The sequence below is a fragment of the Citrobacter sp. TBCS-14 genome, from assembly GCF_005280805.1.
GTDB lineage: Bacteria > Pseudomonadota > Gammaproteobacteria > Enterobacterales > Enterobacteriaceae > Citrobacter > Citrobacter gillenii.
Genome location: NZ_SZWM01000185.1, coordinates 585,403 through 602,118 on the forward strand (window position 1 = coordinate 585,403; position 16,716 = coordinate 602,118).

The following is a 16,716-nucleotide window of genomic DNA, read 5'->3' on the forward strand; positions in this document are numbered from 1 at the left end:
ACCACCGACCAATCATAGAGGATTATTGTTATGTCTCAAACCATCGACCTGACCCTGGACGGATTGTCCTGTGGTCACTGCGTTAAACGCGTCAAAGAAAGTCTCGAACAACGTCCGGACGTTGAGCAAGCGGATGTCACTGTTACCGAAGCACACGTTACCGGTAGCGCCAGCGCCGAAGCGTTAATTGAAACCATCAAACAAGCTGGCTATGGCGCAGAGTTAAGCCACCCAAAGGCTAAACCGCTGGCGGAGTCATCAATCCCGTCGGAAGCGCTGACAGCGGTCTCTTCTGAGCTTCCGGTAGCGACGGCTGAAGATGACAGCCAACAGTTGTTGTTGAGCGGCATGAGCTGCGCCAGCTGTGTTTCCCGGGTACAAAATGCGTTGCAAAACGTACCGGGCGTCACGCAGGCACGGGTAAATCTGGCGGAGCGTACTGCGCTGGTAATGGGCAGCGCTTCCGCCGAAGAATTAGTCCAGGCCGTAGAGAAGGCCGGCTACGGTGCTGAAGCCATCGAAGACGATGTTAAACGTCGTGAACGCCAGCAGGAAACGGCCGTTGCCACCATGAAACGCTTTCGCTGGCAGGCAGCCGTTGCGCTGCTGCTGGGCGTACCGGTGATGGTGTGGGGCATGATGGGCGATAACATGATGGTCACCGCCGATAACCGTAGCCTGTGGCTGGTCATCGGTCTGGCGACGCTCGCCGTGATGGTCTTCGCAGGCGGTCACTTTTACCGCAGCGCATGGAAAAGCCTGATGAACGGCACCGCCACCATGGATACCCTGGTGGCGCTCGGAACCGGGGTGGCCTGGCTCTATTCAATGAGCGTTAACCTCTGGCCGCAATGGTTCCCGATGGAAGCACGCCACCTCTATTATGAAGCCAGTGCGATGATTATCGGTCTGATTAACCTCGGACATATGCTGGAGGCGCGCGCCCGTCAACGCTCCTCCAAAGCACTGGAAAAACTGCTCGACCTCACGCCACCGACCGCGCGCGTGGTAACAGAAGAAGGCGAAAAAAACGTCCCACTGGCCGATGTTCAGGCTGGCATGTTACTGCGCCTGACCACCGGTGACCGCGTCCCGGTGGACGGTGATATCACCCAAGGCGAAGCCTGGCTGGATGAAGCCATGCTCACCGGCGAGCCAATCCCACAACAAAAAGGCGAAGGCGACAGCGTCCACGCCGGTACGGTGGTTCAGGATGGCAGCGTGCTGTTTCGCGCCAGCGCTGTCGGCAGCCATACCACCCTGTCGCGCATAATTCGCATGGTCCGTCAGGCGCAAAGCAGCAAGCCAGAGATTGGCAAGCTGGCTGACCGCATCTCCTCGGTGTTCGTTCCGGTGGTGGTAGTGATTGCGCTGGTCAGCGCCGCAATCTGGTATTTCTTTGGCCCGGCACCGCAGATTGTCTATACGCTGGTGATTGCCACCACCGTACTGATTATCGCCTGCCCGTGTGCGCTGGGTCTGGCAACACCGATGTCGATTATTTCCGGGGTCGGTCGTGCCGCAGAGTTTGGTGTTCTGGTCCGCGATGCCGATGCGCTGCAGCGTGCCAGTACGCTTGATACCGTGGTGTTTGATAAAACCGGGACGCTGACCGAAGGGAAACCGCAGGTTGTCGCCATCAAAACTTTCGGTGATATCGATGAAGCGCAGGCCATCCGTCTGGCCGCAGCCCTTGAACAGGGTTCCAGCCACCCGCTGGCCCGCGCGATTCTGGATAAAGCCGGCGATGCGGCCCTGCCGCAGGTCAATGGGTTCCGTACGCTGCGCGGCTTAGGCGTTAGCGGTGAAGCGGAAGGTCATAGGCTGCTGCTGGGCAACCAGACGCTGCTCCATGAACAGCAGGTGATCACCACAGAGATGGAAGCTGAAATCACCGCGCAAGCCACTCAGGGGTCGACTCCGGTGCTGCTGGCGATTGACGGCAAAGCGGCCGCACTGCTCGCGGTACGTGACCCGCTGCGCAGCGACAGCGTGGCGGCACTGCAGCGCTTGCACCGCGCCGGGTATCGTCTGGTGATGCTCACCGGGGACAACCCAACCACCGCTAACGCTATTGCCAAAGAAGCAGGCATCGACGAGGTGATCGCGGGCGTTCTGCCGGACGGAAAAGCAGAGGCGATTAAACGCCTGCAAAGCCAGGGACATCAGGTGGCGATGGTCGGTGATGGGATCAACGATGCGCCAGCACTTGCCCAGGCCGACGTAGGGATTGCCATGGGCGGTGGCAGCGATGTCGCCATTGAAACCGCGGCGATTACGCTGATGCGCCATAGCCTGATGGGCGTGGCGGATGCGCTGTCTATCTCGCGGGCCACCCTGCGGAACATGAAGCAAAATCTGCTCGGCGCATTTATCTACAACAGCATTGGTATTCCCGTTGCCGCCGGGATCCTGTGGCCGTTTACCGGTACCCTGCTTAACCCAGTGGTGGCCGGGGCGGCGATGGCGCTCTCTTCCATCACCGTGGTAAGCAACGCAAACCGACTGCTGCGCTTTAAACCCAAAGAGTAACCCTGTGCCGGATGACGCTAACGCTCATCCGGCCTACAAAATGCAGGTGATATCGTAGGCCGGATAAGACGCTTTCGCGTCGCCATCCGGCGATTCACGCATTGCACCTTCCTGGACCACGCGCTAGCATGGGATTTTTCAACGGGAGGTCGTATGGATCTGTTATACCGGGTAAAAGCATTATGGTCTGCACTACGCGGTCACCATTATACCTGGCCTGCTATCGACATCTCGTTGCCCGGCGATCGCCATTTTCATCTGATTGGCAGTATTCATATGGGCAGCCGTGAAATGGCCCCTCTGCCCGCCAAACTCCTGAAAAAGCTCTACCGCGCCGATGCGCTGATCGTCGAAGCCGATGTTTCCGGTGACGATGCGCCGTTTGCTAACCTGCCCACGTTTGCCGCTCTGGAAGACCGCATCAGCGACGAGCAGCTCCGCCACGTGCAAAAAGTCAGCGCTGAGTTGGGCATTTCCCCTTCCCTGTTTTCCACCCAACCTTTGTGGCAAATCGCCATGATATTGCAGGCAACCCAGGCGCAGCAGTTGGGGTTACGTGCGGAATACGGAATTGATTACCAACTGCTGAAACAGGCGAAGCAGGTGCAAAAGCCGGTTATCGAGCTGGAAGGTGCTGCCAGCCAAATCGATCTTTTGTGTCAGCTACCGGATAACGGTCTGGCGTTGCTGGACGATACCCTGACACACTGGCATACCAATGCCCGTCTGCTGCAACAGATGATGGGTTGGTGGTTAAAAACACCGCCGCAGAATAACGATCTCACGTTACCCAATACGTTCAGTCAGTCGTTATATGACGTCCTGATGCACCAGCGAAATGAGGCATGGCGGGACAAGCTTAACGCGTTGCCCGCAGGCCATTATGTGGTGGCAGTAGGCGCACTGCATCTTTATGGAGAAGGGAATCTGCCGGAGATGTTGCGATAAAAAAATGGCCAATATTTCTATTGGCCCGTCAAAGAGGAATTTCATCATTATTATTATGCCGACGCTTAAAGCATCGGTGTAGGTCGATTGTCGCTCAAAGTCAGCATCCTGCCAATACTATTGCGCAAGATGGTACTATTTTTTCGACCGCCATCAGGCGTATGCTTTAGTCGTATTTTGTCTGAGCCAGGAAAAATTGCTATGACACCCGCCGTTAACTTACTCGAAAAAAACAACATTTCGTTCCAGATCCATACCTATGATCACGATCCGTCAGAGACTAATTTTGGTGATGAAGTGGTGCGTAAACTGGGTCTGAATGCAGATCAGGTCTATAAAACGCTGCTGGTTGCCGTGAATGGCGATATGAAACATCTGGCCGTCGCCGTCACGCCGGTAGCCGGACAGTTGGATCTGAAAAAGGTCGCCAAGGCGCTGGGCGCGAAAAAGGTCGACATGGCCGACCCGATGGTGGCGCAGCGTACCACCGGCTATCTGGTGGGCGGCATCAGCCCATTAGGGCAGAAAAAAAGATTGCCGACGCTTATCGACGCCCCCGCCCGGACGTTTGACACCATTTATGTTTCCGGCGGCAAACGCGGGCTGGATATTGAACTGGCGGCGGACGATTTGGCCAAAATTCTGGATGCGAAATTCGCCGATATCGCACGCCGCGATTAACCTGTTTTGGAATGATTGCCTGATGGCGCTACGCTAATCAGGCCTACAAACCGCATTGACTCGTAGGCCGGATAAGGTGCTTGCACCGCCATCCGGCACTGCGCTCAGTTACAGCCAGCTAACTTCACCCTTCGGCTCAAACGCACTGGCATCCAACGGTGAATTCTTCTGCACATACTCTTTCAATACTTCCGCATCGATAAACCCGGTATTCACATAACCCGGTTTGTTATCAATTCGCGGATAGCCATCACCGCCGGTGGCGTTGAAACTCAGCGTCGCCATGCGATAGGTTTTGGCCGGGTCGACGGGCTCGCCGTTGATTTTCAAATCGTTAAGCTTGCCGTCTTTCGCCACAAAGCTAACGTTGGCAAATTGCGGATAGGCCCCCGAGTCCGGCTTCATTTGCGCGACGGCGGTCAGATAGTCAACCACCTCTTTACCACTCATATCGGCATAGACCACTATGTTGCCAAACGGCTGAACCTTGAGCACGCTTTTATAGGTAATATCGCCGCCTTCAATGGAGTCACGGACGCCACCACCGCTCATCACGCCAAAATCAGCACCGGTGCGCGCCATTTGCGCCGCCAGTAGCAGACGCCCCATATTGGTCTGAACAAAACGGACTTTGCTGCGGTCTCCTTCCAGACGCCCATTAACGCTACCAATTTTGACCTCCAGCTGCGCTTTGCCTTTATTCTGGAACGGCGTTAGCAGGGAAAGCATTTGCGGGTTTTCAGCGATTTCCGGGGTGAAAAGTACGCGCTCACTTTTGCCGTTATCCCAGGTCACTTTCTTCTTCAGGTTTACCGGAATGAGCTGGTAGTTGACCATTTTCATTTCGCCGTTGCGGAATTCAAAGTCCGCGCGGCCTACGTATTTTCCCCACTCGTGCGCTTGGACGATCCAGATACCATTTTGTTTATCTGGCGCACACGGGGTACCTGGTACGTAATCCACCTGCTTTTTGTTTTCCGATGCCATGCACACCGGATCCTGTGAGTGACCACCCACAATCATCGCCAGCGCGCCTGCGGGCAGGCTACGCGCCATTTCCACATCGCCTGGAGCGTTGGAGCCGTGGTTGCCGTTGTCGTAATGCCCCATGTGCGTGGTGGCAATAATGACATCGGGCTTTTCACCCATATTGAGTTCCTGAATCACCAGCTTGGCTTCATCCGCAGGTTTACGGAACTCGATATCGATGAAGAACTCCGGGTTGCCAATTTTCGCCGTGTCGTCGGTGGTTAAACCGATAACGGCAATTTTTAAATCCTGACGCTTAAAGATGGCCCAGGGTTTGAATAAACGCTCACCGGTGCTTTTCTGGTAGATGTTGGCGGAGAGGAGCGGGAATTTGGCCCATTTTTCCTGCTGTCGCAACACGGTCAGTGGATTATCAAATTCGTGGTTTCCCACCGCCATCGCGTCATAGCCAATCAGGTTCATGCCGCGAAAATCCGGTTCAGCATCCTGAAGATCGGACTCCGGTACACCGGTATTAATGTCACCGCCGGAAAGCAACAGGACGCTTCCGCCCTCGGCTGCCACCTCATGACGAATACCGTCCACCAGCGTTTTTTGCGCCGCCAGCCCGTATTCGCCGTATTCGCTGCGCCAGAAGTGGCCGTGATGATCGTTGGTATGCAGAATGGTTATTTTATAGGTTTTATCTTTTTCGTAAGCCTGAGCAGGCTGACCTGCCAGCGCAAAGGCGGCAAATAATGCCAGCGTCACGCCCCGTTTCAAAAATTTCATGCTTCTCTCCCTGACCCAATATCAACCGCTGAAATTACAATGATATGAAATAATAGCCGAAAATGTTTTCAGAAATGAGACTTCCTTCAAACACCTTCCGCAGGTATGTTAGTCGGATAATAATTACACCTGTTCCTGTCTCATCATTACTGAAGTGGACCTATGGCTACCAATCAAACCGCTCAACCGCTCCCCGGCTCTGCTGCGCCGTCGCAAAAAGCACGCACCTCGTTTGGCATTTTAGGGGCGATCAGCCTTTCTCACCTGCTCAACGATATGATCCAGTCGCTGATCCTGGCGATTTATCCGCTGTTGCAGTCAGAGTTCTCGCTGAGCTTTATGCAGATCGGGATGATTACCCTGACTTTCCAGCTCACCTCCTCGTTACTTCAACCGGTGGTAGGTTACTGGACAGACAAATATCCGATGCCATGGTCACTGCCTATTGGCATGTGCTTCACGCTGAGTGGACTGGTATTACTGGCAATGGCCGGTAATTTCCATATGGTGCTGCTCGCCGCTGCGCTGGTCGGCACAGGTTCATCGGTGTTTCACCCGGAATCGTCTCGCGTGGCACGGATGGCTTCCGGCGGTCGCCATGGTCTGGCCCAGTCTATTTTCCAGGTGGGCGGTAACTTCGGCAGTTCTCTGGGGCCATTGCTGGCGGCTGTCATCATCGCGCCATACGGTAAGGGTAATGTAGCGTGGTTCGTGCTGGCCGCGTTGTTAGCGATTGTGGTACTGGCGCAAATCAGCCGTTGGTATTCGGCCCAACATCGGATGAGTAAAGGTAAGCCGAAAGTCGCCATCGTTAACCCGCTACCGCGCAACAAGGTGGTGCTGGCGATTAGCATCCTGCTGGTGCTGATTTTCTCCAAATACTTCTATATGGCGAGCATCAGCAGCTATTACACCTTTTATCTGATGCAAAAATTCGGATTATCGGTACAAAATGCGCAGTTCCACCTGTTTGCGTTCCTGTTTGCCGTTGCGGCAGGGACGGTTATTGGCGGACCGCTAGGTGATAAAATCGGTAGAAAATATGTCATTTGGGGCTCTATCCTCGGCGTAGCGCCGTTTACCCTCGTTTTACCCTATGCAACGCTGGAATGGACCGGGATTTTAACCGTGATCATTGGTTTTATCCTGGCATCGGCCTTTTCTGCCATTCTGGTATACGCTCAGGAGCTGCTTCCGGGGCGTATCGGCATGGTTTCTGGGCTGTTTTTCGGTTTTGCCTTTGGCATGGGCGGCTTAGGGGCCGCGGTGTTAGGGCTGGTTGCCGACCATACCAGTATTGATTTGGTCTATAAAATATGTGCTTTCCTGCCTCTTCTGGGGATACTGACCATATTCTTACCTGATAACCGACATAAAGCCTGATTTTATGGCGGCCAAAAGTAAACTTTGGCCGCCATCACTTACAGTGACCATCAGCGTTTGCTCTATGCTCCCCCCCGCAGTTATCCGATCCGTGCTTTTTTACGACTAAATTCCTGTTTTCATCAAATTTCAATAATTATTCATAAACATAAACATTAAAATTGTCATAAACTATTACTCGTAATTAGGGTTTTCAGGATCACCACAGCAATCAAAGGAGACGGAATGCATCACGCCACCCCGCTTATCACCACCATTGTTGGCGGCCTTGTGCTCGCTTTTATATTTGGCATGCTTGCCAATAAACTGCGTATTTCTCCTCTGGTGGGATATCTGTTAGCGGGCGTTCTGGCCGGTCCATTTACACCTGGTTTTGTTGCGGATACCAAGCTTGCGCCGGAACTGGCAGAACTTGGCGTGATCCTGCTGATGTTCGGCGTGGGGCTACACTTTTCGTTGAAGGATTTAATGGCGGTAAAGTCCATCGCCATTCCCGGTGCGATAGCCCAGATAGCCGTGGCGACGCTGCTGGGTATGGCGCTTTCAGCTGTGCTGGGCTGGTCGCTGATGGTCGGTATCGTCTTTGGATTATGTCTGTCTACCGCCAGTACCGTGGTGCTACTGCGCGCGCTTGAAGAACGACAGTTGATTGACAGCCAGCGCGGGCAGATCGCCATTGGCTGGCTGATTGTTGAAGACCTGATGATGGTGCTAACGCTGGTTCTCCTGCCAGCCATCGCCGGTATGCTGGAAAAAGACAACGTTGGCTTTGCGTCACTGGCCGTTGATATGGGCATCACCATCGGTAAAGTAATCGCGTTTATCGCCATTATGATGCTGGTCGGTCGTCGCCTGGTGCCGTGGATCATGGCCCGTAGCGCCGCCACGGGCTCGCGTGAACTGTTTACCCTGTCGGTACTGGCACTCGCATTAGGTATCGCGTTTGGTGCCGTAGAAGTATTCGATGTTTCCTTCGCACTGGGCGCGTTCTTCGCCGGTATGGTGCTGAACGAATCTGAACTGAGCCACCGTGCGGCGCATGACACCCTGCCGCTGCGTGATGCATTTGCGGTGCTGTTCTTTGTTTCCGTCGGCATGCTGTTCGACCCATTGGTCCTGATCCAGCAACCGCTGGCTGTGCTGGGCACGCTGGCAATTATCATCTTTGGTAAATCCCTCGCCGCCTATTTCCTGGTGCGCCTGTTCGGTCACTCTCAGCGCACAGCGCTCACCATTGCCACCAGCCTGGCGCAGATTGGCGAATTTGCTTTTATCCTCGCCGGCCTTGGCATGGCGCTTAACCTGTTACCACAGGCGGGACAAAACCTGGTGCTGGCCGGGGCCATCCTGTCCATCATGCTAAATCCAGTGCTGTTCGCCGTGCTGGAAAAATACCTCGCAAAAACCGAAACGCTGGAAGAGCAGACGCTGGAAGAAGCTATCGAAGAAGAGAAGCAAATCCCGGTCGATATCTGTAATCATGCCCTGCTGGTCGGTTTTGGCCGCGTCGGTAGCTTGTTAGGTGAAAAACTGATGGCTGCGGGTATCCCGCTGGTGGTTATCGAAACGTCGCGGACTCGCGTGGACGAGCTACGTGAACGTGGGATCCGCGCAGTACTGGGCAATGCAGCCAACGAAGAGATCATGAACCTGGCGCATCTGGACTGTGCGCGCTGGCTGCTGCTGACCATCCCGAATGGTTATGAAGCCGGTGAGATTGTGGCTTCCGCGCGTGAGAAGTGCCCGACGATTGAGATTATCGCCCGCGCGCATTATGACGATGAAGTGGAATACATTACCGAGCGCGGTGCTAATCAGGTGGTGATGGGTGAACGTGAAATCGCGCGCACCATGCTGGAACTTATTGAAACGCCACCAGCGGGTAACGTTGCTACCGCCAGTTAATGTTGTGTGCCGGATGGTGCTAGCGCTTATCCGGCCTGCGGGTACACCGCATTATGCAGGCCCGGTAAGCAATAACGCCACCGGGCAATGTCGCGCAATACCGCTTAACGCTCCCAGTAAGCCTCTTCGAGGCTGTCTTCCTTCTCCGGCAATCCGCGCGTCAGGCGCGGTGAATGCTGGTTCAGCACCTGATAACTCACGCGATTGGCATATTTACACACCTGCGCTAACGAGGAATAGGTCAGCCAGGTGTACTTGTGCTTGCTGGAGTTCGGCACATTGCCGCGATGGTAGCTGTTTGCCGTAATATCATGCAGCAAGGCCGCCAACGCACCGTCACCCGCGCCGTTGGTGTTCATGATTTTCTCAGGGCCACCCATGTACGGGGCAATGTGCGAATAAATGCGCAACGGGTTGATACAGTCTTTATGGCGCATCGCGCGGCTGAACTCGTACTGGTTGAATTCGGCAATAGCGCCCGGCAGCAGCGGATGCTGCGTTTTGCGTTTGACCTCATCTTCCGTAAACCCAGCCATATACAGGCCCACCGGACCGGCGGTACACAGCACCAAATCCACCCAATCCAGCGCTTTGTCAGATGCCAGCAGCGGGTCATTCAGGCCGGTCAGCGCTTCGGCTTCTTCTTCGTTCATCGCCAGAATGGAGACATTCTCTTTCAAGAATTCCTGCCACCACTGCGGGTTATCCGCAATAACGAATTTGGTTCCTAAGGTCAGCACCACCGGGACATTGTGCTTTTTGGCGAACTCAATGGCCTTCATGGTCGCTTCCGGCATCGGCTCGCCCGGTTCGCAGCGCACCAGATATGAGGTCAGCACCAGCGCAGAGGCACCGGCAATCACCGACTCGGGAATGCTGTCTGCCCGCAGTTTGTTCATGTGACCGGGGCTGATGGCGAAGGTACGCTCGCCGGATTCGCCAATCAGCGTGAAGCAGCGACCAATCGGCCCGTCAACGCCCTGCAGGTAGTTCAGATCGGTACGGCTGGAGGTATTGCATAAATAGCGATACGCGTAGCTACCAATCTCAATGTTGCTACACATGACGCCCAGCAATACAGAGCGGTCATCCGCCAGTACCGAATAGTTGTGCATGGTGTTACCGATGGTTCCGCCCGCAAACTGATGGGTGATTAAATTGTCACGCACCAGTTCCTGATAGAGCGCCTCAGCAACATCATCAGCAATCACCAGAGAATGCCCGGCGCTTAATCCATAACGCTTCACAAAGTCGTCATCGACTTTGGCTTCTATATCCACCAGAGTCTGGTCGATACCGACGACCCAGGCGGCGCTGGTCTCGTTTTCAGGCTGAATTTGTTGCAGCAACGGATCGCGCGCGCTGACGGGAAAATAGTGTTTGGATTTGCGTTTGCCGGGAAATTTCATGGTCGATTTTACGGGTGGTTAACTGAGCGATGCATGGTAGCACATTCCCTCCTGCGCGCGCGATGCGGTGCTAATTTTCAATATCGGGCGGTGAGATCGCAGTTTATCTGCCGTTAATTTCTACAATACATCACCTTTTACAAGGAGCGTTTTATGCAGCCGGAAAACAAGATCCCCGTCCTCGACCTTATTTCAGACGAAATGAAAAGCGTGGTGAACTTTCATCGCGATGACCTGCCGCCGTGGCCCGCCGCGGATGATTTCGTTGCCCAACGCCAACACTACGTACATGAGCGTCAGTTCTGGAATGCCGATGCTCCGCAGATGAGTACCCGGGAGTGCGTCATTTCTACCGCGTGCGGCCCGGTGGCGACGCGGATTTACTCCCCCCAACCCCATAGCCAGGCCACGCTGTACTATTTGCACGGCGGCGGTTTTATTCTCGGTAATCTGGATACGCACGATCGCATTATGCGCTTGCTGGCGAGTTACACGCGCTGCACGGTAATTGGCATCGACTATTCACTTTCGCCGGAAGCGCGCTTTCCACAGGCCATCGAAGAAATTGTCGCGACCTGCCAGTACTTTCATCACCATGCCGCTGACTATGCGCTGAACGTAGAGAATATCGGTTTTGCCGGTGATTCCGCAGGCGCCATGCTGGCGCTTGCCAGCGCACTGTGGCTACGCGATAAGCAAATTGCCTGCGGTAAGGTCGCGGGCGTGCTGTTGTGGTACGGGCTGTACGGTTTACGGGATTCGATCAGCCGACGACTGATGGGTGGAGAATGGGATAGCTTAACGCGAGACGATCTGCAGATGTACGAAGACGCCTATCTGCGCAGCGTCGATGACCGCGAGTCGCCGTACTATTGTTTATTTAACAACGATCTCACCCGCGATGTGCCGCCGTGTTTTATCGCCAGTGCAGAGTTTGACCCGCTGATTGACGACAGCCGCTTACTGTTCCAGACGCTCCAGGCGCATCGGCAGCCCTGTCAGTACAAAATGTACCTCGGCACGCTGCACGCCTTCCTGCATTACTCGCGGATGATGAAAACCGCCGACGATGCCTTGCGGGATGGCGCGCGTTTCTTCAGAGCGCAGCTTTAGCGATAGGCAGCGGTCAGTTTCAGCATCATTTCGATGTGTTCCGGTGCGTCATTCAGCGCCGGAATATATTCGTATTTCTGCCCGCCCGCTTCGAGGAAAATTTCTCGGTTTTGCTCGGCGATTTCCTCCAGCGTTTCAAGGCAATCAGCAGCAAATCCCGGACACATGACCTGGATATGTCGGGTTCCTTTTTCCGCCAGCATTTTGAGCGTTTCGTCGGTATACGGCGTCAGCCATGGTTCCCGACCGAAGCGTGACTGGAAGGTCATCATCACCTTTTCCGGCGGCAGCCCTAACGCCGACACCAGCTCCCGCGTGGTGTCGCGACAGCGTTGCGGGTAATCATCGCCTTCATCAGCGTAGCGCTGTGGAATACCGTGGTAAGAAAGCAGCAGTAAATCGGGTTCGCCGTGCCGGGCAAACGCATCACGGGCGCTTTTGGCCAGCGCATCAATATACGCGCTGTCGTCTGCGTAATCGCGAATAAAGGAGACGCCGGGGATCGCACGCTTGCGCGCTAAAATGCGCGCCAGTTCATCCCACACCGCGGCCACCGTTGAGCAGGAGTATTGCGGATACAGCGTTAACACCACAATGTGCTCAACGCCGCTCGCTAGCAGTTCGTCGACCGCGCTTTCCAGCGAGGGGGAACCGTAGCTCATCCCCAGCGCAACCGGCGTATCCGGCAGGCATTTTGCCAGCGCCTGTTGCTGACGGCGGCTGTAGACCATCAGCGGCGAGCCTTCATCCATCCAGACTGACTGGTATAGCTTCGCGACGCGCGGCGCGCGCAGCGGCAGGATCACTCCGCGCAGCAGCGGCCACCACAGCAGACGGGGAGTATCGACCACGCGTGTGTCGCTTAAAAACTGGCGCAGATAACGTTTAACTGCTTCGGGTGTGGGGGCATCGGGGGTGCCGAGATTTGCCAGCAGGATACCGGTTTTCGTCTGACGCATTACCGCCTCGTATTGATTCAAATTGTTGATAATTGTAGCGGAAAAGCGAGGAAGAAGAACTAATTGCTGCGAGAGGTAAGAATATGCCTGATGGCGCTAACGATACCGGTAGGCCGGATAAGGCGTTTACGCCGCTATCCGGCACCGATTGCCTGATGGCGCTGCGCTTATCAGGCCTACGAGATAATGGCAGGCCTGATAAGGGGTTCACAACGCTAAAACTTAACCGAGGATTTTTTCCAGGTCAGCGCGAACAGCGGCAACAGCCTGCGTACCGTCAACTTTCGCGTATTTGGTTTGACCCGCTTCAGCTTCTTTCTGGTAGTAACCAATCAGCGGGGCAGTCATCTGATGGTATTCAACCAGACGCTTACGCACGGTCTCTTCCTGGTCATCTTTACGGGTGGTCAGTTCATCGCCGGTCACATCGTCTTTGCCTTCAACTTTAGGTGGGTTGAATTTGATGTGATAAACACGGCCAGATGCCGCGTGAACGCGACGACCAACAATACGGTCAACGATCAGTTCGTCCGGTACCGCGAATTCCAGAACGTAATCCACAACGATACCCGCTTCTTTCATGGCGTCAGCCTGCGGAATAGTACGTGGGAAGCCGTCCAGCAGGAAACCATTACGGCAGTCTTCCTGTGTAATACGCTCTTTGACCAGCGCGATCACCAGCTCATCGGTCACCAGTTTACCGGCGTCCATGATGTCTTTCGCTTGTTTGCCCAGCTCGGAGCCAGATTTCACGGCAGCACGCAGCATATCACCGGTGGAGATTTGCGGAATACCATATTTCTCCATGATGAACTGAGCCTGAGTCCCTTTACCCGCGCCCGGAGCGCCAAGCAGAATGATACGCATTACGAAAATCCCCTTAAAGGTTGTCGATATTTTAAAAAAGCGCTAAACGATACCACCATCACGCAATTGGCTCAAGAAAGGCGCTTGACGCTGAAACGTTTAACGGTGGGAAAATTGAAAATAAGAAGAGAAAATGCCGGATAGCGGTGTAAATACCTTATCCGGCCTACGGTATACGAGATTTTGTAGGCCGGATAAGCGTTAGCGCCATCCGGCATCACATAACGCAACCGCTATCAGGACACCAGCAGCTGGTTCATGCGACGGATAAACTGGTTAGGATCTTCCAGCGTGCCGCGTTCTGCGAACAGCGCCTGATCCAGCAGCAGTTCAACCCACTCTTTAAACTGCTCATCATCCTGGGTATCCGCCGTGCGTTTAACCAGCACGTGGTCCGGGTTGAGTTCAAAGATGTATTTCACTTCCGGCACGGCCTGGCCCGCAGCGGCAAACAGCTTCGCCATTTGCGTGCTCATTTCGTCCGCATCGGTGGTTACGATAGCCGGTGTGTCGGTCAGACGGTGCGTCAGGCGCACTTCTTTCACGCGATCGCCCAGCAGGTTTTTCACGCGCTCAACGAACGGAGTCAGCGCTTTTTCAGCTTCTTTTGCCGATTCGTCGACTTCATCCGCCAGTTTGTCGATAGACTCGTCAGCTTTAGCAACGGACTGGAACGGCTTGCCGTCGAACTCGGTCAGGTAGTTCATCATCCATTCGTCGATGCGATCGGACAGCAACAGAACTTCGATGCCTTTCTTACGCAGCAGTTCCAGGTGCGGGCTGCTCTTCGCCGCCGCATAGCTGTCAGCGGTGATGTAGTAAATCTTCTCCTGTCCTTCTTTCATCCGCGACACGTAGTCTTCCAGCGACACGGTCTGTGCAGAAGAGTCGGTGTGCGTAGAAGCAAAGCGCATCAGCTTGGCGATGGTTTCCTGGTTGGCGTGGTCTTCCGCCGGACCTTCTTTCAGGACCAGGCCAAACTGTTTCCAGAAGGTCTGGTATTTTTCTGCATCGTCTTTCGCCAGTTTTTCCAGCATCTGCAGTACGCGTTTGGTCAGCGCGCTGCGCAGGTTACGGGTGACGGTGCTGTCCTGCAGGATCTCACGGGACACGTTCAGCGGCAGATCGTTGGAATCTATCAGACCGCGCACAAAACGCAGGTAGTTCGGCATGAACTGCTCGGCGTCGTCCATGATGAACACGCGCTGGACGTACAGCTTCAGACCGTGCTTGTGATCGCGGTTCCACATATCCCACGGAGCCTGCGACGGGATGTACAGCAGGCTGGTGTACTCCTGCTTACCTTCCACACGGTTGTGGCTCCAGGTCAGCGGGTCGGTGAAGTCATGAGCGATGTGCTTGTAGAATTCGTTGTACTCGTCGTCTTTGATTTCCGACTTGTTACGCGTCCACAGCGCCTGCGCCTTGTTGATTTTCTCCCAGGAAACCACGGTTTCACCGTCTTTCTCTTCCTGTTTTTCAATCTCTACCGGCAGGGCGATATGGTCAGAATATTTGCTGATGATGGAGCGTACACGCCAGTCATCGAGGAACTCATCTTCCCCTTCACGCAGGTGCAGGGTGATTTCGGTGCCGCGATCGTCTTTAGTAATGTCGGCCACGGTGTATTCACCTTCGCCCGCAGACTCCCAGAACACGCCGTTCTCCGGCTTGTCGCCCGCTGCACGGGTGCGCACGGTGACTTTGTCAGCCACGATAAATGCAGAATAGAAACCCACCCCGAACTGGCCGATCAACTGGCTGTCTTTCGCCTGATCGGAACCCATAGATTCGAGGAAAGATTTGGTACCGGATTTAGCAATGGTCCCCAGATGATCGATAACGTCATCGCGGTTCATCCCCACGCCGTTGTCGGCGATGGTCAACGTACGCTTATCTTTATCGAAGGAGACACGCACGCGCAGTTCACCGTCACCTTCATACAGGTCCGGGTTAGACAGCGCACGGAAACGCAGCTTGTCTGCCGCATCGGAGGCGTTAGAGATAAGCTCACGCAGGAAGATTTCTTTATTGGAATACAGAGAATGGATCATCAGGTGCAGAAGCTGTTTTACTTCTGACTGAAAACCACGAGTTTCTTGTCCTTTCATGTAGATCTACCTCAACAATGCCATTTTTAATGGTAAAAACACGTTGAGAGTGAAATGGGGACAGGGAATGATAATTTCAAGCGGAAACCGCCGTCGCGGCTTCCGTTTGTTCAGAATTTAATCTTATGACGCCCGGCAAGAGAGTGCGACAGCGTGGTGCCATCGACCATTTCCAGCTCACCGCCAACCGGTACGCCGTGGGCGATACGGCTGGCTTCAACGTCATATTGCATGCACAGCTCGGCAATGTAGTTGGCGGTAGCCTCGCCTTCGACCGTCGGGTTGGTCGCCAGGATCACTTCATTGATGTGCTCAGACGCCAGTCGCTGCTCCAGACGATCAAGCCCGATATCATCAGGCCCGATGCCATCCAGCGGCGACAGGTGTCCCATCAGCACGAAATAACGGCCGGAAAACTGCCCCGTTTGCTCAATGGCGTAGATGTCCGCAGGACTCTCTACCACGCAAATTTGGCCGTTTTCCCGGCGACGCGGATTCGCACAGATGTTGCATACTTCTTGTTCTGTGAAGGTGCGGCAATCAGCACAGTGGCCGATTTCCGACATCGCCTTCGTTAACGACTGCGCCAGACGCATCCCGCCGCTGCGATCGCGCTGAAGTAGCGCGAACGCCATGCGCTGCGCTGACTTCGGGCCAACGCCCGGTAGGCAGCGCAGTGCTTCCATAAGCTGAGTTAACAGCGGGCTGGTTTGCATCAGAACGGCATCTTAAAGCCAGGCGGCAGCTGCATACCAGAGGAAACGGAGGCCATTTTCTCTTTCTGGGTCTCTTCAATGCGACGAGCCGCATCGTTGAATGCCGCAGCAACCAGATCTTCCAGCATGTCTTTGTCGTCTTCCAACAGGCTTGGGTCGATTTCTACACGACGGCAGTTATGCGCGCCGTTGATGGTCACTTTCACCAGACCCGCTCCCGATTCGCCGGTCACTTCCAGCTTGGCCACTTCTTCCTGCATCTGCTGCATTTTTTCTTGCATCTGCTGGGCCTGTTTCATCAGGTTACCCAGACCGCCTTTACCAAACATAG

The 16,716-nt window shown here is 54.7% G+C and carries 13 protein-coding genes; 6 read left to right on the plus strand and 7 right to left on the minus strand.

Features of this window, described 5'->3' with window-relative positions:
• The first annotated feature begins 30 nt into the window (after nt 1-30).
• The 3 genes from copA to ybaK all read left to right on the plus strand — a co-directional run bounded on the left by copA (nt 31) and on the right by ybaK (nt 4,161).
• Nucleotides 31-2,532 (plus strand): copper-exporting P-type ATPase CopA, encoded by a 2,502-nt coding sequence (copA, locus tag FDX22_RS11455; protein ID WP_146717219.1) that lies wholly within the window; start codon nt 31-33, stop codon nt 2,530-2,532.
• Between the two features lie 153 nt (nt 2,533-2,685).
• The gene (locus FDX22_RS11460) at nt 2,686-3,480 is read left to right on the plus strand and encodes a TraB/GumN family protein (protein WP_146717220.1); all 795 of its coding nucleotides are present in this window, start codon (nt 2,686-2,688) and stop codon (nt 3,478-3,480) included.
• A gap of 201 nt (nt 3,481-3,681) precedes the next feature.
• On the plus strand, nt 3,682-4,161 hold the full coding sequence (ybaK, locus tag FDX22_RS11465) for a Cys-tRNA(Pro)/Cys-tRNA(Cys) deacylase YbaK (RefSeq protein WP_146717221.1): 480 nt from the start codon (nt 3,682-3,684) through the stop codon (nt 4,159-4,161).
• A 108-nt stretch (nt 4,162-4,269) separates the two neighbouring features.
• On the opposite strand, the gene ushA is transcribed toward ybaK, so the two are convergent.
• Nucleotides 4,270-5,922, minus strand: coding sequence for a bifunctional UDP-sugar hydrolase/5'-nucleotidase UshA (gene ushA / locus FDX22_RS11470; RefSeq protein ID WP_146717222.1), 1,653 nt, complete (start codon nt 5,920-5,922; stop codon nt 4,270-4,272).
• Between the two features lie 162 nt (nt 5,923-6,084).
• Between ushA and FDX22_RS11475 the strand changes: the two genes are divergently transcribed.
• Entirely contained in the window at nt 6,085-7,305 is a 1,221-nt protein-coding gene (locus FDX22_RS11475; RefSeq protein WP_115259189.1) for an MFS transporter, read from the plus strand.
• A gap of 225 nt (nt 7,306-7,530) precedes the next feature.
• Nucleotides 7,531-9,210 (plus strand): YbaL family putative K(+) efflux transporter, encoded by a 1,680-nt coding sequence (ybaL, locus tag FDX22_RS11480; protein ID WP_115259190.1) that lies wholly within the window; start codon nt 7,531-7,533, stop codon nt 9,208-9,210.
• A 104-nt stretch (nt 9,211-9,314) separates the two neighbouring features.
• Here the strand turns inward: ybaL and FDX22_RS11485 are convergent, their stop codons facing one another.
• Entirely contained in the window at nt 9,315-10,619 is a 1,305-nt protein-coding gene (locus FDX22_RS11485) for an inosine/guanosine kinase (protein WP_135912448.1), read from the minus strand.
• A 153-nt stretch (nt 10,620-10,772) separates the two neighbouring features.
• Here FDX22_RS11485 and aes point away from each other — a divergent pair, with 153 nt between their 5' ends.
• The gene (gene aes, locus FDX22_RS11490; RefSeq protein WP_146717223.1) at nt 10,773-11,732 is read left to right on the plus strand and encodes an acetyl esterase; all 960 of its coding nucleotides are present in this window, start codon (nt 10,773-10,775) and stop codon (nt 11,730-11,732) included.
• On the opposite strand, the gene hemH is transcribed toward aes, so the two are convergent.
• From hemH to FDX22_RS11515, 5 genes are all read right to left on the minus strand, one after another.
• Entirely contained in the window at nt 11,729-12,691 is a 963-nt protein-coding gene (gene hemH / locus FDX22_RS11495; protein ID WP_115259982.1) for a ferrochelatase, read from the minus strand. The genes aes and hemH overlap by 4 nt on opposite strands.
• A 222-nt stretch (nt 12,692-12,913) precedes the next feature.
• Entirely contained in the window at nt 12,914-13,558 is a 645-nt protein-coding gene (gene adk / locus FDX22_RS11500) for an adenylate kinase (protein WP_115259192.1), read from the minus strand.
• A gap of 236 nt (nt 13,559-13,794) precedes the next feature.
• Entirely contained in the window at nt 13,795-15,669 is a 1,875-nt protein-coding gene (gene htpG, locus FDX22_RS11505; protein ID WP_117342134.1) for a molecular chaperone HtpG, read from the minus strand.
• Nucleotides 15,670-15,779: 110 nt separating this feature from the next.
• On the minus strand, nt 15,780-16,385 hold the full coding sequence (gene recR / locus FDX22_RS11510) for a recombination mediator RecR (protein WP_096758029.1): 606 nt from the start codon (nt 16,383-16,385) through the stop codon (nt 15,780-15,782).
• Entirely contained in the window at nt 16,385-16,714 is a 330-nt protein-coding gene (locus FDX22_RS11515) for a YbaB/EbfC family nucleoid-associated protein (RefSeq protein WP_046276079.1), read from the minus strand. The genes recR and FDX22_RS11515 overlap by 1 nt, the downstream gene beginning before the upstream one ends.
• Nucleotides 16,715-16,716: the final 2 nt, after the last annotated feature.